Origin of the sequence: Halomonas sp. DP8Y7-3 (assembly GCF_019801675.1) — a bacterium.
Taxonomy (GTDB): Bacteria; Pseudomonadota; Gammaproteobacteria; order Pseudomonadales; family Halomonadaceae; genus Halomonas; species Halomonas litopenaei_A.
Map to the genome: position 1 here is coordinate 1 of NZ_JAHVIO010000002.1, position 23,329 is coordinate 23,329.

The 23,329-nt window shown below is 60.2% G+C and carries 20 protein-coding genes; 13 read left to right on the top strand and 7 right to left on the bottom strand.

Annotated elements, in window-relative coordinates; genetic code table 11:
- The 9 genes from KUV86_RS01470 to KUV86_RS01510 all read left to right on the top strand — a co-directional run.
- A partial coding sequence (locus tag KUV86_RS01470; protein WP_222483371.1) for a DUF637 domain-containing protein occupies positions 1-3,603 on the top strand: 3,603 nt, incomplete at its 5' end.
- A gap of 9 nt (positions 3,604-3,612) precedes the next feature.
- A complete protein-coding gene (locus KUV86_RS01475) occupies positions 3,613-3,975 on the top strand; it encodes a hypothetical protein (protein WP_222483372.1) in 363 nt (120 codons plus the stop codon).
- A gap of 185 nt (positions 3,976-4,160) precedes the next feature.
- Positions 4,161-4,505, top strand: coding sequence for a hypothetical protein (locus KUV86_RS01480; protein ID WP_222483373.1), 345 nt, complete (start codon positions 4,161-4,163; stop codon positions 4,503-4,505).
- Positions 4,506-4,617: 112 nt separating this feature from the next.
- Entirely contained in the window at positions 4,618-5,712 is a 1,095-nt protein-coding gene (locus KUV86_RS01485) for a ribonuclease domain-containing protein (RefSeq protein ID WP_222483374.1), read from the top strand.
- Between the two features lie 46 nt (positions 5,713-5,758).
- Complete coding sequence (locus KUV86_RS01490; protein WP_222483375.1) at positions 5,759-6,136, top strand: barstar family protein; 378 nt, start codon at positions 5,759-5,761, stop codon at positions 6,134-6,136.
- A gap of 1,108 nt (positions 6,137-7,244) precedes the next feature.
- On the top strand, positions 7,245-7,889 hold the full coding sequence (locus tag KUV86_RS01495; protein ID WP_206940355.1) for a hypothetical protein: 645 nt from the start codon (positions 7,245-7,247) through the stop codon (positions 7,887-7,889).
- Between the two features lie 304 nt (positions 7,890-8,193).
- Complete coding sequence (ald, locus tag KUV86_RS01500) at positions 8,194-9,309, top strand: alanine dehydrogenase (protein WP_206940353.1); 1,116 nt, start codon at positions 8,194-8,196, stop codon at positions 9,307-9,309.
- A 165-nt stretch (positions 9,310-9,474) separates the two neighbouring features.
- Entirely contained in the window at positions 9,475-10,509 is a 1,035-nt protein-coding gene (trpS, locus tag KUV86_RS01505; RefSeq protein WP_206940351.1) for a tryptophan--tRNA ligase, read from the top strand.
- Positions 10,510-10,746: 237 nt separating this feature from the next.
- Positions 10,747-12,426: an NAD-dependent malic enzyme gene (locus KUV86_RS01510; RefSeq protein WP_206940349.1), complete on the top strand. Its 1,680-nt coding sequence runs from the start codon at positions 10,747-10,749 to the stop codon at positions 12,424-12,426.
- Between the two features lie 166 nt (positions 12,427-12,592).
- Here KUV86_RS01510 and acnA read toward each other — a convergent pair whose 3' ends face one another.
- Entirely contained in the window at positions 12,593-15,337 is a 2,745-nt protein-coding gene (acnA, locus tag KUV86_RS01515) for an aconitate hydratase AcnA (protein WP_206940347.1), read from the bottom strand.
- A 209-nt stretch (positions 15,338-15,546) separates the two neighbouring features.
- Here acnA and KUV86_RS01520 point away from each other — a divergent pair, with 209 nt between their 5' ends.
- From KUV86_RS01520 to trxB, 3 genes are all read left to right on the top strand, one after another.
- On the top strand, positions 15,547-15,756 hold the full coding sequence (locus KUV86_RS01520) for a CPXCG motif-containing cysteine-rich protein (RefSeq protein WP_206940345.1): 210 nt from the start codon (positions 15,547-15,549) through the stop codon (positions 15,754-15,756).
- A 235-nt stretch (positions 15,757-15,991) separates the two neighbouring features.
- Positions 15,992-16,594 (top strand): peroxiredoxin, encoded by a 603-nt coding sequence (locus tag KUV86_RS01525; protein ID WP_206940343.1) that lies wholly within the window; start codon positions 15,992-15,994, stop codon positions 16,592-16,594.
- Between the two features lie 233 nt (positions 16,595-16,827).
- Positions 16,828-17,781, top strand: coding sequence for a thioredoxin-disulfide reductase (gene trxB, locus KUV86_RS01530; RefSeq protein WP_206940341.1), 954 nt, complete (start codon positions 16,828-16,830; stop codon positions 17,779-17,781).
- Between the two features lie 290 nt (positions 17,782-18,071).
- On the opposite strand, the gene KUV86_RS01535 is transcribed toward trxB, so the two are convergent.
- Positions 18,072-18,350, bottom strand: coding sequence for a SlyX family protein (locus tag KUV86_RS01535; RefSeq protein ID WP_222483376.1), 279 nt, complete (start codon positions 18,348-18,350; stop codon positions 18,072-18,074).
- Positions 18,351-18,482: 132 nt separating this feature from the next.
- Here KUV86_RS01535 and KUV86_RS20050 point away from each other — a divergent pair, with 132 nt between their 5' ends.
- Positions 18,483-18,947 carry a cold-shock protein gene (locus KUV86_RS20050; protein ID WP_206940336.1) on the top strand — a complete coding sequence of 155 codons (465 nt, stop codon included), beginning with the start codon at positions 18,483-18,485 and terminating at the stop codon, positions 18,945-18,947.
- A gap of 72 nt (positions 18,948-19,019) precedes the next feature.
- Here KUV86_RS20050 and KUV86_RS01545 read toward each other — a convergent pair whose 3' ends face one another.
- Genes KUV86_RS01545 through dapC form a run of 5 tightly spaced genes read right to left on the bottom strand, consistent with a single transcriptional unit; the run spans position 19,020 to position 23,293 of the window.
- Positions 19,020-19,406: a hypothetical protein gene (locus tag KUV86_RS01545; RefSeq protein ID WP_222161653.1), complete on the bottom strand. Its 387-nt coding sequence runs from the start codon at positions 19,404-19,406 to the stop codon at positions 19,020-19,022.
- Between the two features lie 7 nt (positions 19,407-19,413).
- Positions 19,414-20,610, bottom strand: a complete 1,197-nt coding sequence (gene dapE, locus KUV86_RS01550; protein ID WP_222483377.1) for a succinyl-diaminopimelate desuccinylase — start codon at positions 20,608-20,610, stop codon at positions 19,414-19,416.
- Between the two features lie 45 nt (positions 20,611-20,655).
- The gene (dapD, locus tag KUV86_RS01555; protein WP_206940332.1) at positions 20,656-21,681 is read right to left on the bottom strand and encodes a 2,3,4,5-tetrahydropyridine-2,6-dicarboxylate N-succinyltransferase; all 1,026 of its coding nucleotides are present in this window, start codon (positions 21,679-21,681) and stop codon (positions 20,656-20,658) included.
- A gap of 37 nt (positions 21,682-21,718) precedes the next feature.
- On the bottom strand, positions 21,719-22,057 hold the full coding sequence (locus KUV86_RS01560) for an arsenate reductase (RefSeq protein ID WP_206940329.1): 339 nt from the start codon (positions 22,055-22,057) through the stop codon (positions 21,719-21,721).
- Between the two features lie 39 nt (positions 22,058-22,096).
- On the bottom strand, positions 22,097-23,293 hold the full coding sequence (gene dapC, locus KUV86_RS01565) for a succinyldiaminopimelate transaminase (RefSeq protein WP_222237047.1): 1,197 nt from the start codon (positions 23,291-23,293) through the stop codon (positions 22,097-22,099).
- Positions 23,294-23,329: the final 36 nt, after the last annotated feature.

Consider the following 23,329-nt stretch of genomic DNA (forward strand, 5'->3'; position numbering starts at 1 on the left):
CAGGTGGCGGCGCTGACCCACGACATCGTCTGGCTGGAGGAGCGTCAGATCGACGGCCAGACGGTGCTCGCGCCGGTGCTGTACCTGGCCAACCTGGACAGCCGAGACGTGCGCGGTGGCGGGGTGATCCAGGGCCGAGATATCGACCTGATCAGCGGCGGCGATCTGGTCAACGTCGGCACCCTTCGCGCCACCCACGACCTTAATGCCTACGCCGCAGGGTCGGTGTTGCAGGGCGGCCTGGTCGAGGCCGGTGACGCCCTGAACCTCACCGCCCGCGACGATATCCGCAACGCCATGGGGGGACAGATTCGCGGGGACCGGGTCAGCCTGACGGCCCTTGAGGGTGACGTAGTCAACGACCGCTTAAGTGTGGCCGCTGGCACCTCACGGGACTATCGCAGCTATCTTGACCAGGGCGGCAGCATCAGCGCCCGCGACCAGCTCGACATCCAGGCCGGGCGTGACGTGGTCAATCGTGGCAGCGTGACCAGCGGTGCTGACCTGTCCGTGACCGCCGGTCGTGACATCGTGGCCGGGGCCGTGGTGGACGTTAGCCACTGGCAGGATGCCCGCGGCCGCGATCGCCAAGACAGCGCCACCACGCTCGGCTCAACCACCGCTGCCGGGGGCGATCTTACCTGGCAGGCCGGACGGGATATCGCGATCGACGCAAGTCAGGTCTTAAGCGGTGATGACCTGGTGCTGGCCGCCGGGCGCGACATGGCCATTGTCTCCGGTGAGGACAGCGACGCCAGCCGCGACGTCAGTCGTCGCCAGATCACCGCCACCGACAGCGTGACCCAGGTGGGTAGCATCCTTGAGGCCGGAGGCAGTGCGAGCCTTAGCGCCGGGGGCGATATCGGCCTTCTCGCCAGCCGCGTCGAAGCCGGCGAGGGGCTGGGCCTGGTCGCCGGCGGCGACATCACCCTGGCGTCTGCGGCCAACTCCAGCGAGAGCCACACCCGCAAGCCCAACAAGACCTACGACACCCGCACGGTGCGTCAGCAGGGCAGCGAGCTGGCGGCCGGCACCGACCTGACGGTCGCCGCTGGGGGCGATCTCACCCTGGTGGCAAGCACCGCCAGCGCTGGCGATGAGGCGTATCTGTATGCCGGTGGCGACGTGGCCCTGCTGGCCGCCAACGACGAGGATTACTCCCGCTACGAGAAGAACGAGAGCGGCGGCCTGTTCGGCGGTGACAAGCATCGTCTCGATGAAGTGCAGGACCTGCGCGCCCAGGGCAGCGAGATCGCCAGCGGCGGTGACCTGATCATCGTCAGCGACGGCGACCAGACCTATGAGGGCGCCCGACTCGAGGCTGGCAACGACCTGGTGCTGGACAGCGGCGGCGAGATTACCTTCGCCCATGCCCGCGACCTGCATAGCGAGACCCACGAGAAGAGCTCGAGCAATGCCGTCTGGCAGTCGGCCAAGGGCGAAGGCGAGACCGTCGAGACCCTGCGCCAGAGTGAGCTGGTGGCCCAGGGGGAGCGGATCATCCGCGCCGCCCAGGGCGTCAACGTCGACATCGAGCAGGTCGATGAGCAGAGCATCCACCAGACCATCAGCGCCATGGTCGAAGCCGACCCGAGCCTAGCTTGGCTGGCCGAGATGGAAGCCCGTGGCGACGTCGACTGGCGCGAGGTCAAGGCCCTCCATGACCAGTGGAACTATGACCACTCGGGTATGAGCGCCGCCGCGCAGCTGGTGGTGGCGATTGTGGTGGCCTACTTCACCGCAGGGGCGGCCAGTGGATTGGTGGCGACCGCTGCCGGCACCGGGGGAGCCACTGCCGCCGCTGGCACTGTCTGGGCCGCAGCCACGACTACCACCGCGGCGGGCTGGGCCAATATGGCCGCTACCGCCGCCTTGACGGGCATGGCCAGCAACGCCGCTGTCAGCACCATCAATCATCAGGGTGATCTGGGCGAGGTCTGGGGCGACGTCACCTCCAGTGACGCCCTGCGCGGCTACGCCGTGGCGGGCGTGACCGCCGGACTGACCAGCGGCCTGTACGACGGCTGGACCGGTACTCAGACCGGCACCACCACCGGCCTGCCCAATAGCGGGACGGTCACAGGCGCCCCCCTTGGCACCTGGCAAGGGGCGGGCCAGTTCGGCGCCAACCAGCTGTTGCAGAACACCACCTCCGCGCTGTTGGACCGGGCGCTGGGCGGTGACGCCGAGCTGGGTGACGCGCTCCAGGCGAGCCTGGCCAACACCTTCGCCGCCGCTGGCTTCAACGCCATCGGCAATACCTCCCTTGAAAACGGCAGCCTGAACAAGGCTGCCCTGCATGCCGTCATGGGCGGCCTGGCTGCCGAAGCCGCGGGCGGCGACTTCACCACCGGTGCACTCGCCGCCGGTGCCAACGAGCTGCTGGTCGACAAGCTCGCTGGAGAGTACAGCGACCTGGACCAGGCCGATAAAGGCCGGCTGCTGGTAATGAACTCCCAGATCATCGGCGTCATCGCCGCCGAGATCGCCAGCAACGACGACAGTGAGCTGCAGATCGGCGCCCAGGTGGCGGGGAGCGCGACGCAGTATAACTACCTGAGCCATTGGCAGGAGGAACAGAAAAGCCAGGAGCTGGAGGCGTGTCAAAGCCTTAGCTGCAAGGCGGAGCGTAACGAATACTGGACTGAGGTGGACCAGCTGCAAGACAGCGCCTATCACTCTGGCATGGTATCAGGCGTTCCGGAAGCTCTCTACGAGAGTGCCGATGATCTTCTGGCCTTGTTTGATGGTGATACCTACGCCGCCATGGCGGCCTTGCTGCAGGAAGACAACATCATCGTCACGTTGATTGAATCGGCGGCTCAGGACTACGCCGAGCGGCTTGAGACCTACCAGCGTGAGTACGAGCGAGCGGGTGCTGACGGTGCTTACAACGCCGGGGTGGAGCTAGGCAAGGCCGCGGTGGAGTTGGTGTCGCTTGCCGGGACGTTAGGCCTGAAAACTGCCATGACGGCCGGAAGAACCGGTCGGTTGGTCACTACCGCTGCCAACAGCACCAGAGTGGACCTGCCAGCAGGCTCCCTTGAGCTGAGGCCGGTAGGCGCGCAGCACACCACGCCACCGGGATACAAGGTGTACCAGTCTCCAGAGGGCGACAGGTACTACGTATCGCCCGAGGGGCAGACGTATGCTAGCTTGGATGATGTGCCGGGGTCTGTGGGCACGGATAGTGTGCCAGGTGGTGGGTTGATACTGCACGAAAATGCCGGTGGTCATTTGATCGACAGACATGTTGGAAAAACAGACCAGCAACTGATTCAGCGAGCGAATGGCATAGGCGGGCAACGAGCTCCCAGCGGCGGTGCGTCATCATTTTTATCGATTTCAGATGCAGAGAGGTACACCGCTCAAGTTATTGCAGCTCGTCAATCTGATATTGAAGCCTATTTGGCAAATCCAGGAAGCCGTAGAGTTGCGGTTTTTGATTTGGATATTGGGCAACCAACAGGAAAGTGGGTTCCGAAGGGAGGAACTTTTCCACAATCGGTTACCGGGGTCAGAGTGGTAATAATGCCAGACTCATCTTTACCAAACGGCTATCGCATCATAACCGGCCATCCTGTGTCAAAAGTGATTAACTAAGGCCTTTTTATGAAAAATGCTCAGCAGCGTGCTATTTCTGATGCCGATTTGAAAACCCTACGCTCGTGGATGAGTGGGGCCTTTTATCAAACTTGGGACTTGGACGAAGAAGGCGGCATGGTCGAAGTGGTAGAGCGCGAATTTTGTCATACTGATGAAGCGTCTGAAGAGATGATTAAATATCTCAATGGATTGATTAAGTTGATATCTGATATTCCGGAGGTGTCAGAACTGATCGGGACTGTGACAGGTGACTACGATCCGCTTTTTGACGGTATGGAATCAATCGAATGGCTGGTATTATTAAAACAATATCTTCGAGGTGATAAGGATGTCTTTAACGGAATTGATTGTCGAGTGCGGACTGACTAGTGCGTGCCTTGTAGGCTAGGTGTCGTGTCTTGGATGTTTCAAAATGGCGATGATGTGGGGAATGTGACTGTGCGGCTGAACCGGGCCGATCCATATAATCCGAGGCCGGACAGCTTGACGATTGAGTACGAAATTGACGGCGTTCCGTTTGAGCGAAGATTCCACAATCAATCAGGACAGTAGCCATGACATATCCCATAGAAGATCAGCGCTTGTTAATCGATCAACTCTATCGAGCTGTGGCTGCGAGGGCACCGGAAGGGTTCACAAATGCCTCATGTCGGTTTGAGTATGATCATGGTTATGATGACGGAAGCTCTAGTGTCGGTAGCCAGCTAACTTTTTTTGTGGGGGGCGAAAAAAAATATGCCCTTTTGAGGAATGATGAAGCGTTAGATTTGGTCCCCCAGCTCCACTCGAAGATGAAGGCGCATACCGGTGGTGACTGGGATGCGTTTACGCTGTTTATCAATGAGGACGGGAGTATCACGACAAAGTTTGAGTACCCTGATCAGAAACCTCTCAGTTGATGATTCGTAACGACGAGTAGGGGAGCCTAGGCCTGGTCTCCGGCGGTGACGTCACTCTGGCATCCGCCGCCAACACCAGCGAGAGCCATACCCGCAAGCCCAACATCAGTCGGTGGCGTCGCTGGCCGATATCGGCGCAACGCCCAGCACTGCTGGCGGGGGGCTTGACGGTGCACTGCACGCCGTCATGGGCGGCCTGGCCGCCGAAGCGGCAGGGGGCGACTTCACCACCGGCGCACTCGCCGCCGGTGCCAACGAACTGCTGGTCGACAAGCTCGCTGGAGAGTACAGCGACATAAGCCAGGCCGACAAAGGCCGGCTGTTGGTGATGAACTCCCAGATCATCGGCGTCATCGCCGCCGAGATCGCCAGCAACGACGACAACGAGCTGCAGATCGGCGCTCAAGTGGCGAGCAGTGCGACGCAGTATAACTACCTGTCGCATCAGCAAATCGACGAGTACGTCGACGAGGTGGACGGCTGTGAGGCGAGAGAGGATTGCGGAGAGATCGAGGCGCGTTACCACGAGCTGTCTGATCGTCAGCAGCAAGAGCTGATCAACTTATGTCAAACCGATGTAGCGGCCTGTGCGGCAAGGTACGACCAGGACCTTGGTGATGAGGAGCTGTTTAAAGACGCACTTGATCGTCTAATGGGGCGGGGGCCTGAAGATATCCCCTTCAGTGCGGCAGACGATGCTATGGTGTTGCGTGAGCAGAAAGACGCGGCACTGGACCTAGTGGTCGATGCTGACAGAGTGGAACAGTTCCGGGGATTCTCGAACTTAAGCATTGAAGAGGCCGCCGCGTTGGCCACTGTGGTGGCGGCGATGGGCGGGCCAAGGAGGCCAACGGGGAGTGGTGCCTCAAACCGTCGGATTACTGACTTTGTTGACGGTGTGACGGTTGTTGATCGCAAAACCGGAACTGTATTTACCGGTACGGTTAATCTTAGACCGACGCTTGATCGAATTGAGAGTGGGCTGAAGTCTTCGGTTGGGAGAAATGATGGGGAAATTTTCCAAAACAGACCTGTTCGTGGAAAAACTGACCCAGAACTTCCGGTCCACCCAAAAGGGTATCATGTCGAATATGTTCATCCCACGCCAGGAATATCTGGACCCGGCCCTCAGAGAATCGTAACCGGGCAGGGTGGGGAGTTCTACTATACGCCTGATCACTACACAACATTTATAAGGATGGATTAGATATGGAAATGCCAAATTTTTTTTCAAGTCTCCTGAAATAGATGAGTTGCGTCAGCACGGTTGTGTGGCTTGTATTAATGGGGTTGATATTAGTGATCAAACTAATGTTTTCGAGACTTACGGGCGTGAATTGAAAGCTCCAAATGGATATTTCGGTGAAAATTGGAATGCCTTTAATGACTGTCTGTTGGATCTCGACTGGATAAGTGAATTTGATGTTTATATTGTTCATTTTGACCTTCCACGCTTAGAGAGGTCTGAAATGGTAGATTATCTTGAAATTCTTGAGCATGCGGTAAAAACATGGATGGATGAAAAGACTAAAGAGCTTTGCCAGCTCCATTCAGATTTTGTTCCACATCGTTTGGTTGTTTTTTTTCCTGAGGAAGCGGAACAAGAGGTTTTGTCATATTTAAGCTCATAGATGGTTTAATTTTTTTCAGTAGGTATGTCTTGGATGCTCAGTTGAGCAGAAACCCGTGGCAGTCCGGAGTGGGCTATGCCTCTCAGTCCTTTACCTGCCTAGACATACTTCTTTGCTGTTTGATTTTCTTGTAGTAGACTGCTTACCGAGTTCTTTGAGGCCGGATGAAGCTTCTTAGTGCAACACGATCGATGGGTCAACTGAGATCCCTTTAGTATTTCGCTTTCTGCTCGCTTATTATTATAAATCCATAGAATAATTACGAGACGTTGGGTAGCAGGTATATGCAGGTTGGTCCCGAAGAACCTTTTGCCTCACGCGCTGAGGAGGAGCCTGAAGCTTTTGGCGACGCCCTTCATGCCACCAAGGACCTCAATGTCAGTGCGGATGAGACAGGGATGCTTGGTTTAGACCGGCGACGCGCCGAACCATACCGTCAGCGACGATGTTTGCATTAATTAGCGGCCATGTGCTTCACAGTCTAGCATTTGACCATAGGTTTGTTTCCCATTTTATACCCCTTCTGGCTACACAATTGACTGTGCAGCTCAGTAGATTATCGCTTCAATCAAGTACTAATCGATAGTGCTCTGCCGTGGTTGCCTCCCTACTGAAAGAGTAGATAGTGTGATAGTTATCCTTTTTTTCGCCCACCAAAGGGCGAGCTAGGATATCGGTTTAAATGACTCTGGCCTGCTTTTTCTTTTAGTGCTCGATAGTGACTAACGTTGTTCGTTCGAATGCTGGATTCAGGATAGTTCTGCCTGGTAACCCCTCGGTTAATTGTCGTACTTTGAGCTTGCTGTAGACAGGGTGTGTTCAGGGCGCGACCGCCTCAGCTCTATTATGGCGGAGGCAATGATGTTGCTCGATCGATAGGACGCCAGCTGCTAATGCTAATGGCGGATGGCTGTGTCTCTATCATCGTATTGGCATGAAAAAAGCAGGTGTAGCATCACATTGTGCGTGCCACAGGCGGAGTCTTTGTGCGCAGGTGTTGACCTTAGAACCTGCGGCTAAGCTCTTTCGGTAGTAGCTCTGCCTTGATCAACGCTTAGGTTATCTTTTGTTGAAAATAACAATGTTCTGGAGTGTGAAGATGCGATGTATGGTTTGGTTGATGTTGGCCTTGGCGCTTGTGGGGTGCTCCGCCAGTCCGATGAAAATGGATGTACATAATTTGCATGAATCGGAGTCGGTGATTATTCATGATTCTAGGCCGGCTTCAGAGTCAGAGTTGGAAACCTTCAGTTATCTAGTGACAAGCGATGCCTACGGTATATACCGTGTGAATCATGATGCGACAGACCCGTCTCCGTTAAGGCTGTTTCAGCATATGGCATTTGATGCTATTTCGCCTGACGAGGATGCTGTTGAAATCAAGGTTCATCATTTTGTTATCTATTCGAATATGCGAAAGGCGCTAAAAGCTCAGGCAGCAGGTAGTGTTTTCGGGCTTATCGGTGCAGCCGTAGCGACATCGATGATGAACCATGAGGCGGATTTTAGCTTCACGGTCATGGACCAGAATGAGTTTGAAGAATATTTCTCAGGTGAGGAGTATTTAAGGGGCGTGTACTCGGAGGAGGAAAACCCCAACGATGCATCGATATTTATTATTTATATTGATGCTGAGGTGAATGGAGTGAGGCGTTTTATCAGGAGTGTCTATCCACTAGTAGCAACAGACGAAAGCCAGCCCCTGGAGATGGCGCTAAAAGATACGATCAAGGCGTTTCTTGCCCTTTACTAAGTGAAGGTGTGAGCAGAAGCCGAAGAACCTCTCCACCCTCTTGAAGTGCCCCCCTCCCAGGTCGCTGCCACGCCGTGACGTTCGGGAGGGGGCTGCGCTCCTCCCCCCCCCCAGCCTTGCCAGTCTGTCTTGCTGTTTAACCCTCTGATGGAAGAGGGTTGTTTTGCCTGGTCGCTGTCTTTTTAAGGATTTTTCCGTTTTTGATGGGGCGCTTCCACCGCAAAAAAATCTTGTGCTTCACTGGTGATGAAGAGAAAAGCACTACAGGTGCTCGCTATCGTTATCACGTGTGGAGAACGCCATCATGCAGATCGCCGTACCCAAGGAAATCAAGAACCATGAGTACCGTGTCGCGCTGACGCCTAGTGGTGCGCGGGAATTGAGCGAGCGTGGTCATCAGGTGGTGGTCCAGTCCGGTGCCGGTGACGGTGCTGGCTATAGCGATGATGCCTACATCGCCGCCGGTGCCTCCATCGAGGCCGACGTCGAGGCCTTGTTTCAGGCGGCGGAGCTGATTCTCAAGGTCAAGGAACCGCAGCCGGAAGAGGTGGCTCGGCTAGGACCCCAGCATACCCTGTTTACCTATCTGCATCTGGCTGCCGAGGAAACCCTGACCAAGGGTCTGCTGGACAGCGGAGCTACTTGCATCGCCTATGAAACCATTACCGCTGCCCAAGGCGGGCTCCCGCTGCTGGCCCCGATGAGCACTGTTGCAGGACGTATGGCGGTACAGGCGGGTGCCCATAGTCTTGAGAAGGCGCAGGGTGGAGCTGGCGTGCTATTGCCAGGCGTGCCAGGCGTCGCTCCGGCCCGGGTCACCGTGATTGGTGGTGGTGTCGTCGGCGAAAACGCGGCCCGTATGGCGCTGGGTCTAGGCGCCGAGGTGACTGTGCTGGACAAGTCGATTCCCCGCCTGGAAACACTGGATGACCGCTATCAAGGGCGCATGAAAACGGTGTTCTCCTGCGCCGATGCGCTGGATGAGGCGGTGCGCGAGTCCGATCTGATCATTGGTGCGGTGCTGGTGCCTGGGGCGGCAGCTCCAAAGCTGATTACCCGGGCCATGCTGGCCGACATGAAGCCTGGTGCGGTGCTGGTCGACGTGGCCATTGACCAGGGGGGATGCTTCGAGACCTCGCGGCCGACCACCCACGCGGCACCCACCTATATCGTCGATGGCGTCGTGCACTACTGCGTGGCCAATATGCCGGGTGCGGTCGCGCGCACTTCGACCCAGGCGTTGACCAATGCCACGCAACCCTTTGTGGTAGCACTGGCGGATAAGGGATGGCGCCGCGCGCTGGCGGAAGACCGCCATTTTGCGGCGGGGCTCAACGTGCACGACGGCAAGCTGACCTATGCGGCTGTGGGCGAGGCGTTCTCACTCCCTGTGGTCAGTGTCGACAGCGTTCTAAGCTGACGGGCTGCGCTGTTCCCGATAGGCAGAGCTCGCCGCTCCACTGGCGAGCCCTGAGCATGTCCACTGCGTCGCTGCTGGCAGCACGACGCAATGTGGCCGGGCAGGTCGCCATCGTTCGGCCTTGGCGTTACCATAGCGGGCATTTGCCGATACAGAGTGTCGTTCATGTCCGCTACTTCCGCAGCCTCCGACAAGACCCGGGTTCTCACCGGTATTACCACGACCGGTACGCCTCATCTGGGCAATTATGTTGGTGCCATCAAGCCTGCCATCGAAGCCAGTCTCGATCCGAGCGTCCAGTCCTATTATTTCCTGGCCGACCTGCATGCCTTGATCAAGTGTCAGGATCCCCAGCGGGTGCAGCAATCACGCCTGGAAATCGCAGCGACCTGGATGGCTCTTGGGCTCGATACCGACAATGCCATCTTTTATCGGCAGTCCGACATTCCTGAGATCCCCGAGCTGACCTGGATGCTGTCCTGCGTCTGCGCCAAGGGCTTGATGAACCGCGCACATGCCTACAAGGCCGCCGTGGCGGACAATGAAGAGGCGGGCAACCAGGACCCGGACAAGGGCGTCACCATGGGGCTGTTCGGTTATCCGGTGCTGATGGCTGCGGACATTCTGATGTTCCAGGCCAATCGTGTGCCGGTGGGGCGTGACCAGATTCAGCACATTGAAATGGCGCGTGACATGGCTGGCCGTTTCAATCACCTGTACAAAGGAGACTTCTTCACGCTGCCTGAGGCGGTGGTGGATGAGCGTGTGCAGGTGCTTGGTGGACTCGACGGACGCAAGATGTCCAAGAGCTACAACAACACCATTCCGCTGTTTGTGCCTGAGAAGAAGCTTCTGAAGCTGGTGCGCAAGATCAAGACCAATTCGCTCGAGCCCGGCGAGCCGAAAGACCCCGACAGCTGTACGCTGTTTCAGATCTACTCTGCGTTTGCCAGCGAGTCCGATACTCAGGCCATGCGAGACGATTACGTCGCCGGTATCGGCTGGGGCGATGCCAAGAATCGCGTTTTCGAGCTGCTCAACGAGCAGCTGCGCGAGCCTCGGGAGCGTTATCACGCCCTGATGGAAGACCCAGGCCACATCGAGTCAGTGCTGAAGAAGGGCGCTGAGCGTGCCCGGGCCGAGGCGGCTCCCTTGATGGACCGCCTGCGCATTGCCTCAGGCCTTGGCCGCTTCGTCTGACGCCGCAAGGGATGCTGACTCCGGCCCTCGGGGGCAGCATCCTTATGGTCGGCCTCCCGGGGTCTGAGCCAAACTGCGCATGACTGTCCCCTAGCACCACCGCTTTTCCTGGGGCCTGCTCGCTGGCGTGCTAGAGTGGGCACAAAGGGTACCGCAAGAGTACTCGGACTCGACCGAGCCCCCTGAGAAGGGCGATTGACAAGAGTCCCTTGACCGAGTCACCAAACGAGACGAGAGATGAGCACAGAACCTAAGCGTCCCCTCTATATTCCCTACGCTGGCCCCTCTCTGTTGGAGATGCCGCTGCTCAACAAGGGTAGTGCCTTCACCCAGAAGGAACGTCTGCAGTTCAACCTGATTGGCCTGTTGCCACAGAACGTCGAGACCATTGACGAGCAGGTCGAGCGCGCCTATCACCAGTACCAGCAGTGCCAGAATGATCTGGACCGCCATATCTATCTGAGGGCGATTCAGGACGATAACGAGACGCTGTTTTTCCGCCTGGTGTCCGGCCATCTCGAAGAGATGCTGCCGATCATCTACACCCCCACGGTCGGCAAGGCCTGTGAGGAATTCTCCAATATCTATCGCAACCACCGGGGCCTTTTCATCTCGTACCCGGATCGCGAGTACATGGATGACATCCTCAGAAGTGCCACCAAGGATAACGTCAAGGTGATCGTGGTCACCGACGGCGAGCGCATCCTGGGCCTGGGGGATCAGGGCATCGGCGGCATGGGCATTCCCATCGGCAAGCTGTCGCTGTACACCGCCTGTGGCGGCATCAGCCCCGCCAATACCCTGCCGATCATGCTGGACGTGGGGACCAACAACCAGCAGCTGCTGGATGACCCCCGCTATATGGGCTGGCGTCATCCGCGCATCAGCCAGGAAGAGTACGACGAGTTCATCGAGACCTTCATGCAGGCGGTGAAGCGTCGTTGGCCAAAGGTATTGCTGCAGTTCGAGGATTTTGCCCAGGCCAACGCGATGCCGTTGCTGGAGCGTTATCGCGACGAGATGTGCTGCTTCAATGACGATGTCCAGGGCACCGCCGCGGTCTGCGTGGGGACATTGATGGCAGCCTGCCAGGCGCGTGGCGAAGGCATGGCTCGTCAGCGGGTCGTCTTCGTGGGTGCCGGTTCTGCCGGCTGCGGGATTGCCGAGATGGTGGTCGTGGCGATGATGGCCGAAGGGCTGACCGAGTCCCAGGCCCGTGAGCGCGTCTACATGGTCGATCGCGAGGGCCTGGTCACCGATGATCAGACCTGGCTGAGAGACTTCCAGCGGCGCCTGGCACACCCCGCACAGTCAGTCGAAGGTTGGAACGGCCAGGACCTGCTGGAGGTGGTCAAGCAGGTGCAACCGACGGTGCTGCTTGGTGTGTGCGGACAGAAGGGCATCTTCACCGAACAGGTGGTGAAGGCGATGCATGCCAACTGCCAGATGCCGCTGATCATGCCGCTGTCGAACCCGACCTCCCGTGCTGAAGCGGTGCCCGCTGACGTGCTGGAGTGGACCAACGGTGATGCGCTGGTCGCCACCGGCAGTCCCTTCGCCCCGGTCGAGATCAACGGCCGCACCATTCCCATTGCCCAGTGCAACAATGCCTACATTTTCCCAGGCATTGGCCTTGGAGTGGTGGCCAGCGGCGCCCGCAGGGTCACCGACGCCATGTTGATGGCCGCCTCCCGTGCGCTGGCGCGTGAAGCCCCGATCGTCAAGGAAGGCGAGGGCGCCATGCTGCCGCCGCTGTCGCGTATCCGCGAGATCTCCAAGTCCATCGCCTTCGACGTCGCGGCCCAGGCCCAGCATGAAGGGGTGGCGTTGAAAAGTGACGGCACCAAGTTGCGTCGGGATATCGAGAAGAGCTGCTGGAGTCCGAATTACAGGGACTATCGGCGTCGCGCCTTCTAATCATCCCGCACGTCAACACCACACGAGGAACCCTGCCGGTCGGCAGGGTTCTGTGTTTTTAGCTTCAGCTTCCAGCCTGCCGCTAGCGGCACAGACAAAAAAAGACCCTGCCGGAGCAGGGTCTTTATGGCGATAACACCAGGAGCGGGGGCTCCTGGCTGGCCGATCAGGCGGCGCCGATCATCTTGCGCAGGACGTAGTGCAGAATGCCGCCGTGGCGGTAGTACTCGAGCTCGTTGGCGGTGTCGATACGACATAGCGCATCCAAGGTCTTCTCGCCCTTGTCGCTCTTGATGGTCACCTTGACCTTGCCACCGGGACGCAGGCTATCCAGCCCCTCGATGGACACGGTCTCGTCACCGGTCATGCCCAGCGACTTGCGGTCCTCGCCTTCGGGGAACTGCAGCGGTACCACGCCCATGCCGATCAGGTTCGAGCGGTGGATGCGTTCGTAGGATTCCGCCAGCACTGCGCGTACCCCAAGCAGCAAGGTCCCCTTGGCGGCCCAGTCCCTGGAGGACCCGGTGCCATATTCCTTGCCGGCGACCACCACCAGCGGTGTACCTTCCTGCTGGTACTTCATGGCCGCATCGTAGATCGCCATCTGCTCACCACTGGGCACGTGGCGAGTCTCGCCACCGACCACGCCATCGAGCATCTCGTTTTGAATGCGCACGTTGGCGAAGGTGCCGCGCATCATGACTTCATGGTTGCCCCGGCGAGAGCCGTAGGAGTTGAAGTCGACGGGTTTGACCCCGTTTTCCTGCAGGTAGCGGCCAGCCGGACTGTCGGGCTTGATGGCGCCGGCAGGGGAGATGTGGTCCGTGGTGACACTGTCGCCAAGCATCGCCAGGATATGGGCGTCCTTGACGTCCTCGACCTTGGCCGGCTCCTTGCCCATGCCCTCAAAGAAGGGCGGGTGCTGAATGTAGGTGGAGTTGTCGTCCCACTCGTAGACCTCGCTTTCCGGCACCTTGATGGCTTTCCACACCTCGTCGCCATCAAAGACTTCCGCGTACTCCTTGTGGAACATCTCGGTGTTGACCTTCTCGACAGCCTCGGCCACCTCGGCCTGGGATGGCCAGATGTCCTTCAGGTAGACCGGCTCACCTTGGCTATCCTCGCCGATGGGGTCCTTGTCCAGGTTGCAGCGCACATTGCCGGCCAGGGCAAAGGCCACCACCAGGGGCGGTGATGCCAGCCAGTTGGTCTTCACCAGCGGATGCACCCGGCCCTCGAAGTTGCGATTACCGGACAGCACCGAGGCCACGGTCAAGTCACCGTCCTTCACGGCCTCTTCGATGGGTTCCGGCAGCGGCCCGGAGTTGCCGATGCAGGTGGTACAGCCGTAGCCGACCAGGTTGAAGCCCAGCTCGTTGAGATCATCCTGCAACCCGGCTGCGGCCAGGTAGTCGGTCACCACCTTGGAACCGGGGGCCAGCGACGTCTTGACCCAGGGCTTGGTGGTCAGGCCCTTTTGCTTGGCCTTGCGGGCCAGCAGGCCGGCGGCCATCATCACGCTGGGGTTGGAGGTATTGGTGCAGGAAGTAATGGCGGCAATCACCACGGCGCCTGGGTCAAGGCTGAAATCCTTGCCCTTGTAATTGACGTCCTGGCTGCTGGAATGGCGATAGCTGCGCTCGACACCGACGGCGGTCTGGCCACCCTCAGAGCCCAGCTTGTCATTGCGGCTATCGGACGATGGCGTCCCCTCGTCGGCCATCAGCTTTTCGAAGGTCTGCGCGAGCTGGCTCAAGGCAACCCGGTCCTGTGGGCGCTTGGGGCCGGCCAGGCTGGCTTCGACGTCGCCCATGTCCAGCGCCAGGGTATCGGTGAAAATCGGCTCGTGGCCCGGCTCTCGCCACAGACCCTGCTGCTTGCAATAGGCTTCGACCAGCGCAATCTGAGCCTCGTCACGGCCCGACAGGCGCATGTAGTTCAGCGTCTCATCGTCCACCGGGAAGAAGCCGCAGGTCGCGCCGTACTCGGGGGCCATGTTGGCGATGGTGGCGCGGTCAGCCAGCGGCAGATCCTTGAGGCCGTCACCGTAGAATTCGACGAACTTGCCGACCACTCCCTTCTTGCGCAGCATTTCGGTGACGGTCAGTACCAGGTCAGTGGCGGTAATGCCTTCACGCAACTTGCCGGTCAGCTTGAAGCCGATGACCTCGGGGATCAGCATCGAGACGGGCTGTCCCAGCATGGCCGCCTCTGCCTCGATACCGCCGACGCCCCAGCCCAGCACGCCCAGGCCGTTGATCATGGTAGTGTGGGAGTCGGTGCCGACCAGCGTGTCGGGGTAGGCCAGGGTCTTGCCATTGTCATCCCGCGTCCACACCGTCTTGCCCAGGTACTCCAGGTTGACCTGGTGACAGATGCCGGTTCCCGGAGGAACGACGCGGAAGTTGTCGAAGGCATCCTGCCCCCAGCGCAGGAACTCGTAACGCTCACGGTTGCGATCCATCTCCAGCGCCACATTGTCCTTGAAGGCGGATGGGTCGCCGTACTTGTCGACCATGACGGAGTGGTCAATCACCAGATCGACCGGTGACAGCGGATTGATCCGTGAAGGCTCTTCCCCGAGTGTTTCCACGGCAGCGCGCATGGACGCCAGGTCGACCACCCCCGGAACCCCGGTGAAGTCCTGCATCAGTACCCGCGCCGGGCGGTAGCCGATCTCACGGTCGGAGCGGCCTTCCTTCTGCCAGTCGACCAAGGCCTGCAGGTCTTCCTTGGACACGCTCTCGTCGTCAGCAAAGCGCAGCTGGTTTTCCAGCAGCACCTTGAGGGTCATCGGCAGGCGCTGGATATCCCCCAGGGCATCTGCGGCCTGGGCGAGGCTGTAGTAATCGTACTGCGTCCCGCCAACGTCGAGGGTCTGGCGAGTATCCGGTAGGGAATCACTGCTCATGCTTTCCTCCTGAGGCATTGAGTCGAACGGTCCAGGTTCGCGGGGATCGGCGAGGTCTTGCGGCAGATCCCTTAGTAGTACTTGGTCATCATAGTTGCGTTATTCAACCATGGTGATGAAATCGGGTGCCGGATCGGGCCTTGAAAGCAGCGTCGGCCAACCCCATGGTGGGTCCTTCGACAGGCCTTGGCCAACCACGGAGGCGTGGCATGCATGAATCGACATTGCCTGAGTGGACGCTCGACTGTCCCTACTGCGATGCCACCATCGAGGTGTTGGTGGACACGTCCCAGGGCAGCCACGAAACCTGGGAGGACTGCTCTCAGTGCTGCGCACCCATCCATTTTCGTATCGAGGTGGACCCGGTGACGGAAGAGATCCTCTCCGTGGTGGCCGGAGACGATGACGAGGTCATCTAAGCGCTTGAGCGGTGGCCGGCCAGTGGCGGCCGCGAGGCGCGTTACCGCCGAGCAATGACAGGGTCATTGCGGCGTCATCCTCGGCAGGTGACAATAGCGAGCTTCTATCGGACCAGTGATGCTGGTCGATTGGCCCAGCAGGACGTGCTCGCCTAGGGTATGCCCTTGTCTTGTACGCCTTGCTGGGAACAAAGATAGCTTCCCTTATCACGCTTCAATCCCCAAGGAGACTTTCATGAGCGTACTGGTAGGACGTCAAGCTCCCGATTTTGAAGCTGCCGCCGTAACCGGCAGCGGTGAGATCGTCGACAACTTCAAGCTGTCCGACAGCAACGGTAAGCTGCGCGTGCTGTTCTTCTGGCCGCTGGACTTCACCTTTGTGTGCCCCTCCGAGATCATCGCCCACGACAACCGTCTGGCGCAGTTCAAGGACCTGGGCGTCGAGGTGATCGGTGTCTCCATCGACTCCCAGTTCACCCACTACGCCTGGCGCAAGACCAGCCCCGACGCCGGCGGCATCGGTGAAGTCGGTTTCCCGATCGTGGCCGACGTCAAGCACGAGATCACCCAGGCCTACGGCATCGAGCACCCGGACGCCGGCGTTGCCATGCGTGCCTCTTTCCTGATCGACGAAGACGGCGTGGTACAGCATCAGGTGGTGAACAACCTGCCGCTGGGCCGCAACGTTGACGAGATGCTGCGCATGGTCAAGGCGCTGCAGCATCACCAGAAGCATGGCGAAGTGTGCCCAGCTGGCTGGGAAGAAGGCCAGGAAGGCATGAAGGACACCGCAGAAGGTGTTGCCAAGTACCTGGGCGCGCACTCCAGCGCACTGTAAAGGTATGGCTGGCGCCAGTCTCGGGTAGATTGGCGCCAGTGGTGGACGGGGCGGCGAGCCCGCCCCGTCGGCCGCAGGCAGGGTGAAGAAGACGCAGCTTGGCCCATGGTGATGAACGCAGCTCCTCGATGACTGCACGACGACGTCACCAGCGGCGAATCTGCCGAATCATTTTCTGAATTTGCTGCACGTTCTCTCTGGACGTTGCAGCCATCTGGTCCAGTGAGGTAGCCATGAGTGAAGCGCGCCACGAACGTCTGATTATTCTGGGCTCCGGCCCGGCCGGCTACAGTGCCGCAGTATACGCTGCCAGGGCCAACCTGAAGCCGCTGCTGATCACCGGCATGCAGACGGGTGGGCAGCTGACCACCACCACCGATGTGGACAACTGGCCTGGTGATGATGCTGGTGTGCAGGGTCCCGAGCTGATGGAGCGGATGCGTCGTCACGCTGAGCGCTTCGATACGGAAGTGCTGTTTGACCATATCCATGAAGTGGAACTGCGTCAGCGCCCCTTCACGCTCAAGGGGGATAACGGTACCTACACCTGTGATGCCCTGATCATTGCCACCGGGGCTAGCGCCCGCTATCTGGGGCTGCCCTCCGAGCAGCAGTTCATGGGACAGGGCGTGTCTGCCTGTGCCACCTGCGACGGTTTCTTCTATCGCAACCAGGAAGTGGTCGTCGTCGGCGGAGGCAATACCGCGGTGGAGGAAGCGCTGTATCTGTCCAACATCGCTTCCAAGGTTACCCTGGTGCATCGTCGCGATAGCCTGCGGGCGGAAAAGATTCTGCAGGACAAGCTGTTCGAAAAGGCTGAGAACGGCAATGTCGAGCTGGTATGGAACCATACGCTGGATGAAGTGCTGGGTGACAACACCGGCGTGACCGGTGCCCGACTCAAGTCCGTCGAGACCGGCGCAACCCGCGATATCAGCGCCCCTGGGGTGTTCATCGCGATCGGCCACAGCCCGAACACCGCGATCTTTGAAGGTCAGCTGGATATGGCCGGAGGCTACATCAAGGTCAAGTCCGGCCTTGAAGGTAACGCCACGGCGACCAGTGTGGCTGGGGTGTTTGCCGCTGGTGATGTGATGGACCATGTGTATCGCCAAGCGATTACCTCAGCCGGAAGCGGCTGCATGGCGGCTTTGGACGTGGAGCGATATCTGGACAGCCTCGTCTGAGGTGATCGCCCGGCGCCTTTTCACAAGGTCAGCTCAGCCGGAAGCGGCTGCATGGCGGCGTTGGACGTGGAGCGATATCTGGACAGCCTCGTCTGAGGTGATCGCCCGGCGCCTTTTCACAAGGTCAGCTCAGCCGGAAGCGGCTGCATGGCGGCGTTGGACGTGGAGCGTTATCTGGACGGTCTCGAGTAAAGTCATAGCGCTAGTGGCCTGACGCCCCGTCAGGCCGTTGACAGCAGCACCGCCAGGCATCCGTCTGGCGGTGTTTTTTTATCTATGAGGCGGGGGCTTCAGTAGTGGGGGGGAAGCTCGTCCTCGGGGCCGGGAGTGTCACCAAGGTCACGTTCATTATCCGCTGACAGTTCGCGCAAACGCTGCTGCATCAGGCGGTTGATGCGCTCCAGCTCCATCATTCGGCGCTCTTGGGAGGCGATGGTCGCATCCAGGCTGTCGAGCCAGTGTTCTTGATAGGCCAGCCGGCTCTCCAAATCTTCGACACGCTTTGCTAGATCGGCGGACGGCTTGTCAATACCCGTGATAGACTCATGTTGCGGTGTGTCACTGTTCATCGTGTCTGCTGCCTGCCTTGGGCTTTTTCCAAGAAGTCGTGGCGGAAGGGTCTCGCCTGTGTCATTGGCATAGACGATGATCCCATGGTCTTTCCATCTATCTTCATCATGCCAAGAGAGTTTTTTACGTCCATGAATAAAAGGGTTTTCTTTCGTTGTTGTGTGATCAGTGTGCTGCTGGCCGCTCCTGCGCCGCTGCTGATTGCCCTGGCGGTGAGTCTTGCCACGGGTGTGTCAGTCGAGGCATTGCATGGGGTTGTCGGTGAAGAGGCGTTGCTGATCGGCTATGTCGCTGCAGCCAGCGCCATCTTTGCCGTGTTGCTGCTGGCTACCCTATCGCTTAATGCGCTGACGCCGCGCCTGGTCAATCTTGCCGATGTCGAAGATGACGACCGCGAGATTGGTGAGGTCAAATGGTTCAACGTCAACAAGGGATATGGCTTCATCACACGTGATGGTGGCGACGATGTGTTCGTGCATTTTCGGGCGATACGCGGTCGCGGACATCGCACCTTGGCCGAGGGCCAAAAGGTCCGCTATTACGTGGTCGAAAATGAGCGAGGGTTGCAAGCCGACGATGTAACGGTCATCACCTGACCCCTTTCCGCTGTCGTCGCTACCCTGAAGACGCCCCGCCATGTGCGGGGCGTCGTCGTTTGAGCCGGTCCCTCAATGGCCGGAGTCAGGCCAGTCGAACGCGCTTTCGCTGCCGTCGGGCAGCACCCGCAGGAAGCGGTCAGGGTCATCGCCAGGCTGCCAGCCGCCCAAGGAACAGCGGACCTCGCACTCCAGCGCCTTGGCCGCCGCGCGGGCGAACTCTGCGTCGGTAGCCCAAGGGGAGTCGGCGCTGTCGAGCCACAGGCTGGCAAAACCGTCTGCCGCCTTGGCCACCAGCAACACCGGGATCACGCTGGCATCACGCTGCCCTTGAGTGCTCCACTTGAACTTGCCGCGGGATACCAGCGGTGCAGCGTCGATAGTCTCTGCCAGCCAGCGACTGATGCGCTCAGGGTCGCAATCGCCCAGGTAGATCTCGATATCGGGATAGCGCTCCATCATCACCTCACTTCGTTGCGCTGGCGAAAAGCCGCGTCAGGATGGCTTCATAGACGTGGCTGAGGTCATCGAGATCGGCGGCGCGGACACGCTCATCCACCTTGTGGATGGTGGCATTGAGCGGGCCAAGCTCGACCACCTGGGTGCCCAGGGTGGCAATGAAGCGGCCGTCGGAGGTGCCACCGGAGGTGGACAGCACCGGGGTAATGCCGGTGACATCACGTACTCCAGCGACGGCGGCATCGACCAGGGCCCCTTCGCGGGTCAGGAAAGGTTGGCCGTTCAAGGTCCAGTCAATATCGAAGTCCAGGTCGAAGTCACGCAGGATGGCTTCGGTGCGATCACGCAGCTGCTGGTCGGTCGTCTCGGTGGAGAAGCGGAAGTTGAAGGTGGCCTCCACTTCGCCAGGAATGACGTTGGTGGCTCCCGTGCCAGCGCGCAGGTTGGAGACCTGAAAGCTGGTCGCCGGGAAACAGTCGTTGCCCGAGTCCCAGTGTTCGTTGGCCAACGCATCCAGAGCCGGAGCGATCTGGTGGATCGGGTTCCGCGCCAGATGCGGATAGGCCACATGTCCCTGTATGCCACGCACGGTGAGAACGCCACCCAGCGAGCCGCGACGCCCGTTCTTGATGACGTCGCCCAGACGCTCCGTCGATGACGGCTCGCCGACGATACAGTAGTCCAGGCGCTCGTTGCGCTCGCGCAGGCATTCGACGACGGCACGGGTGCCGTCCACCGCCGGTCCTTCCTCGTCAGCGGTGATCAAGAAGGCGATACGCCCAGGATGATCGGGGTGCTCCTGGATGAACCGCTCCACCGCTGTGATCATTGCCGCCAGGCTGCCCTTCATGTCAGCCGCTCCACGCCCCCTGAGCATGCCGTCGGCATCAATCTCAGGAGCGAAGGGAGGCGTCTGCCACTGGTGCTCCGGGCCTGTGGGTACAACGTCGGTGTGCCCAGCGAAGGCCAGGACAGGGCCATGATGCCCATGTACCGCCCAGAAGTTGTCGACGTCGCCGAAGCGCAGCGTTTCGACGTTGAAGCCAAGCCGCTCCAGGCGCTCGATCATCAGCGTTTGGCAGCCCATGTCGTCCGGTGTCACCGATGGACGACGCAGCAGCTCGAGGGCAAGCTCCAGGGTGGGCGAAAGCGTCTCGGACGGCGCAGTTGCGCCGGTCGGGGCGGGAAGATCGGTAGTCGGCATGGCGGTCTCGATGAGGGGCGGCGGCCGGGGCCGCCGCACTCAGGATCAATTGTGGGCGTGCAGCGCTTCGTTCAGGGCGATGGCGCTCTTGTTGGTCAGGCACTCGATGCGGCCGTTGGTCGAGTTGCGGCGCAAGAGCAGGTCGCTCTGACCCGCCAGCTCACGGGCTGCCAGGGTGCGAACTTCCTGGTTCTGGTCGTCGAGCAGGGTGACCTTGGCGCCCGCGGTGATGTAGAGGCCTGCCTCCACGGTGCAGCGATCGCCCAGGGGGATGCCGATACCGGCGTTGGCGCCGATCAGGCAGCCCTCACCCACGGAGATAATGATGTTGCCGCCGCCGGAAAGGGTGCCCATGGTCGAGCAGCCGCCACCCAGGTCGGAACCCTTGCCAACCATCACGCCAGCAGAGATGCGTCCTTCGATCATGCCGGGGCCCTCGGTACCGGCATTGAAGTTGACGAAACCTTCATGCATGACGGTGGTGCCTTCGCCCAGGTAGGCGCCCAGACGTACCCGCGCGGTATCGGCGATACGCACGCCGCCGGGTACCACGTAGTCGGTCATCTTGGGGAACTTGTCGACGCAGTCCACCGACAGGGTGCGGCCTTCCAGGCGGGCCTTGAGGCGACGCGCCGGCAGCTCGATGACGTCGATCGCGCCTTCGCTGGTCCAGGCAATGTTGCGCAGCAGACCGAACATGCCGGTGAGGTCGAGCTGGTGCGGCTTGACCAGACGGTGGGACAGCAGGTGCAGCTTCAGATAGACCTCGGGGGCCGACTGCGGAGGCAGGTCCTGGTCAATGAAGGTCGCGACCAGCGGGCGCTGGCTGGCAGCAAGGCTGGCGGCCAGGTCGGCCTGTTCTGGATGACCTGCGTCGCGCAGGGCATCAGCCAGGGCCTGGCAGTGCTCGGGCAGGAAGCTGACCACGGCGGTGCCCTTGGGCGCATCGAGGACCTTGGCTGCGGCCTCGACCAGGCTGGCGTCAGGGGTCAGCAGGGGGGCCGGATAGTAGACCTCGAGCCAGTCGCCCTGGGTGTTCTGAGTGCCGATACCAAGTGCAAAGCTGTGCATGCCGTATGTCCTTTAAAGTGAACGTGTTCAATCGGGGTTAGAGAGCGTCGTAATCGCCGTCGCGATAGCCGACCAGGATGTCATCACCCTTGTCGAGCAGCGGGCGTTTGATCAGTGTCGGGTTGGCCAGCATCAGCTCGCGGGCCTTGTTGGCGTCGACGTCCTGCTTGTCGTCGTCGGGCAGCTGGCGCCAGGTAGTGCTGCGGGTATTGAGCAGCGTCTTGACCGCAACCGACTCGAGAAAGTGCTCGAGCAGGGCGGCAGAGACACCGTCAGCGCGCAGATCATGCACCTGGTAGGGGTGTCCGCTTGCGTCCAGTGCCTTTTGCGCCTTGCGGCAGGTGTCGCAGTTCTTGATCACATAGAGCGTCAGCATGGCCTGTCCTCGAAGTGGGGCGTCGTGGTGGCAGCGACGTCAGCCGCTGGCCAGCAGGTGTCGAATGCGTTCTGCTGCCTCGCAGGTGGCGGTGAGCTCATCGACCAGAGCCAGGCGCAGGCGTCCACTGCCTGGATTGCTGCCATCGGCACCGATCCGGCCCATATAGCTGCCCGGTAGCACGCTGACATGCGCTTCAGCATACAGGCGCCGGGTCAGTGCCTCATCGTCACCGTCGGGCACTGCTGGCCACAGATAAAAGCTGGCTTCCGGAGTAGGAAAGTCGACCACCGACGAGAGAATCTCCGTGACCGCCGCGAACTTGGCGCGATAGGCGTCGCGATTGTCGCGCACGTGGGTTTCGTCGGCCCAGGCGGCGATGGACGCATGCTGAATCGGCAGGGCCATGGCGCAGCCGTGGTAGGTGCGGTAGCGACGGAAGCGAGCGATCAGATCGGCATCACCGGCAACGAAACCCGAACGCAGTCCCGGCAAGTTCGAGCGCTTCGACAGGGAGTGGAAGACCAGGCAACGTTGATAGTCGTGGCGCCCCATGGCGGCGGCAGCTTCGAGCAGGCCCGGAGGTGGCGCCTGTTCGTCCAGGTACAGCTCCGAGTAGCACTCGTCCGAGGCGATGATGAAATCGTGTTCGTCAGCCAGGCGGATCAGCTGCTGAAAATCCTCGAGGGGCGTTACGGCGCCGGTGGGGTTGCCCGGTGAGCAGATGAACACCATTTGAACGTCGCGCCAGGTGTCGGCATCGATGGCGGACAGGTCTGGCCGGAAGCCGTTGTCAGCACGGCAGTCCAGGTAGAGCGGCTGGCCGCCGGCCAGCAAGGTGGCGCCTTCATAGATCTGGTAGAACGGGTTGGGCACCACCACACGCGCCGGACGTGAGCGGTCCAGGCAGGCCTGGACGAAGGCGAAGATGGCTTCCCGCGTGCCATTGACCGGTAATACCTGGCGCTCGGCATCCAGGCCTTGCAGAGCAAAGCGGCGGCTGGCCCAGGCGGCGATGGCCTGGCGCAATGGTGGCAGACCAGCGATCGCAGGGTAGCGCGCGAACTCCCCCTGATGGCGCACCAGGGCGTCCAGTGCCGCCTGGTAGGGCGGATGCTGGGGTTCGCCGATGGTCAGCGGCCTGTGGCTTAGGTGCGCCGGTGGCGTCAGGTCGGCCTTAAGCGCCGCCAGGCGCTCGAAGGGATACGGTTGCAAGGCATCGAGATCAGGGTTCATGAGGTCCTGGCGCGCCCTTGGGGCGTCGTTGTCATC

Bases quoted from the DNA above. Each gene is read 5' to 3' on its own strand.
- KUV86_RS01545 (WP_222161653.1), bottom strand. From the start codon at position 19,406: ATGGAGCGCTATCCCGATATCGAGATCTACCTGGGCGATTGCGACCCT.
- trxB (WP_206940341.1), top strand. From the start codon at position 16,828: ATGAGTGAAGCGCGCCACGAACGTCTGATTATTCTGGGCTCCGGCCCG.
- KUV86_RS20050 (WP_206940336.1), top strand. From the start codon at position 18,483: ATGAATAAAAGGGTTTTCTTTCGTTGTTGTGTGATCAGTGTGCTGCTG.
- KUV86_RS01525 (WP_206940343.1), top strand. From the start codon at position 15,992: ATGAGCGTACTGGTAGGACGTCAAGCTCCCGATTTTGAAGCTGCCGCC.
- dapC (WP_222237047.1), bottom strand. From the start codon at position 23,293: ATGAACCCTGATCTCGATGCCTTGCAACCGTATCCCTTCGAGCGCCTG.
- ald (WP_206940353.1), top strand. From the start codon at position 8,194: ATGCAGATCGCCGTACCCAAGGAAATCAAGAACCATGAGTACCGTGTC.
- KUV86_RS01495 (WP_206940355.1), top strand. From the start codon at position 7,245: ATGGTTTGGTTGATGTTGGCCTTGGCGCTTGTGGGGTGCTCCGCCAGT.
- dapD (WP_206940332.1), bottom strand. From the start codon at position 21,681: ATGCACAGCTTTGCACTTGGTATCGGCACTCAGAACACCCAGGGCGAC.
- acnA (WP_206940347.1), bottom strand. From the start codon at position 15,337: ATGAGCAGTGATTCCCTACCGGATACTCGCCAGACCCTCGACGTTGGC.
- dapE (WP_222483377.1), bottom strand. From the start codon at position 20,610: ATGCCGACTACCGATCTTCCCGCCCCGACCGGCGCAACTGCGCCGTCC.
- KUV86_RS01480 (WP_222483373.1), top strand. From the start codon at position 4,161: ATGACATATCCCATAGAAGATCAGCGCTTGTTAATCGATCAACTCTAT.
- KUV86_RS01560 (WP_206940329.1), bottom strand. From the start codon at position 22,057: ATGCTGACGCTCTATGTGATCAAGAACTGCGACACCTGCCGCAAGGCG.
- KUV86_RS01475 (WP_222483372.1), top strand. From the start codon at position 3,613: ATGAAAAATGCTCAGCAGCGTGCTATTTCTGATGCCGATTTGAAAACC.
- trpS (WP_206940351.1), top strand. From the start codon at position 9,475: ATGTCCGCTACTTCCGCAGCCTCCGACAAGACCCGGGTTCTCACCGGT.
- KUV86_RS01535 (WP_222483376.1), bottom strand. From the start codon at position 18,350: ATGAACAGTGACACACCGCAACATGAGTCTATCACGGGTATTGACAAG.
- KUV86_RS01510 (WP_206940349.1), top strand. From the start codon at position 10,747: ATGAGCACAGAACCTAAGCGTCCCCTCTATATTCCCTACGCTGGCCCC.
- KUV86_RS01520 (WP_206940345.1), top strand. From the start codon at position 15,547: ATGCATGAATCGACATTGCCTGAGTGGACGCTCGACTGTCCCTACTGC.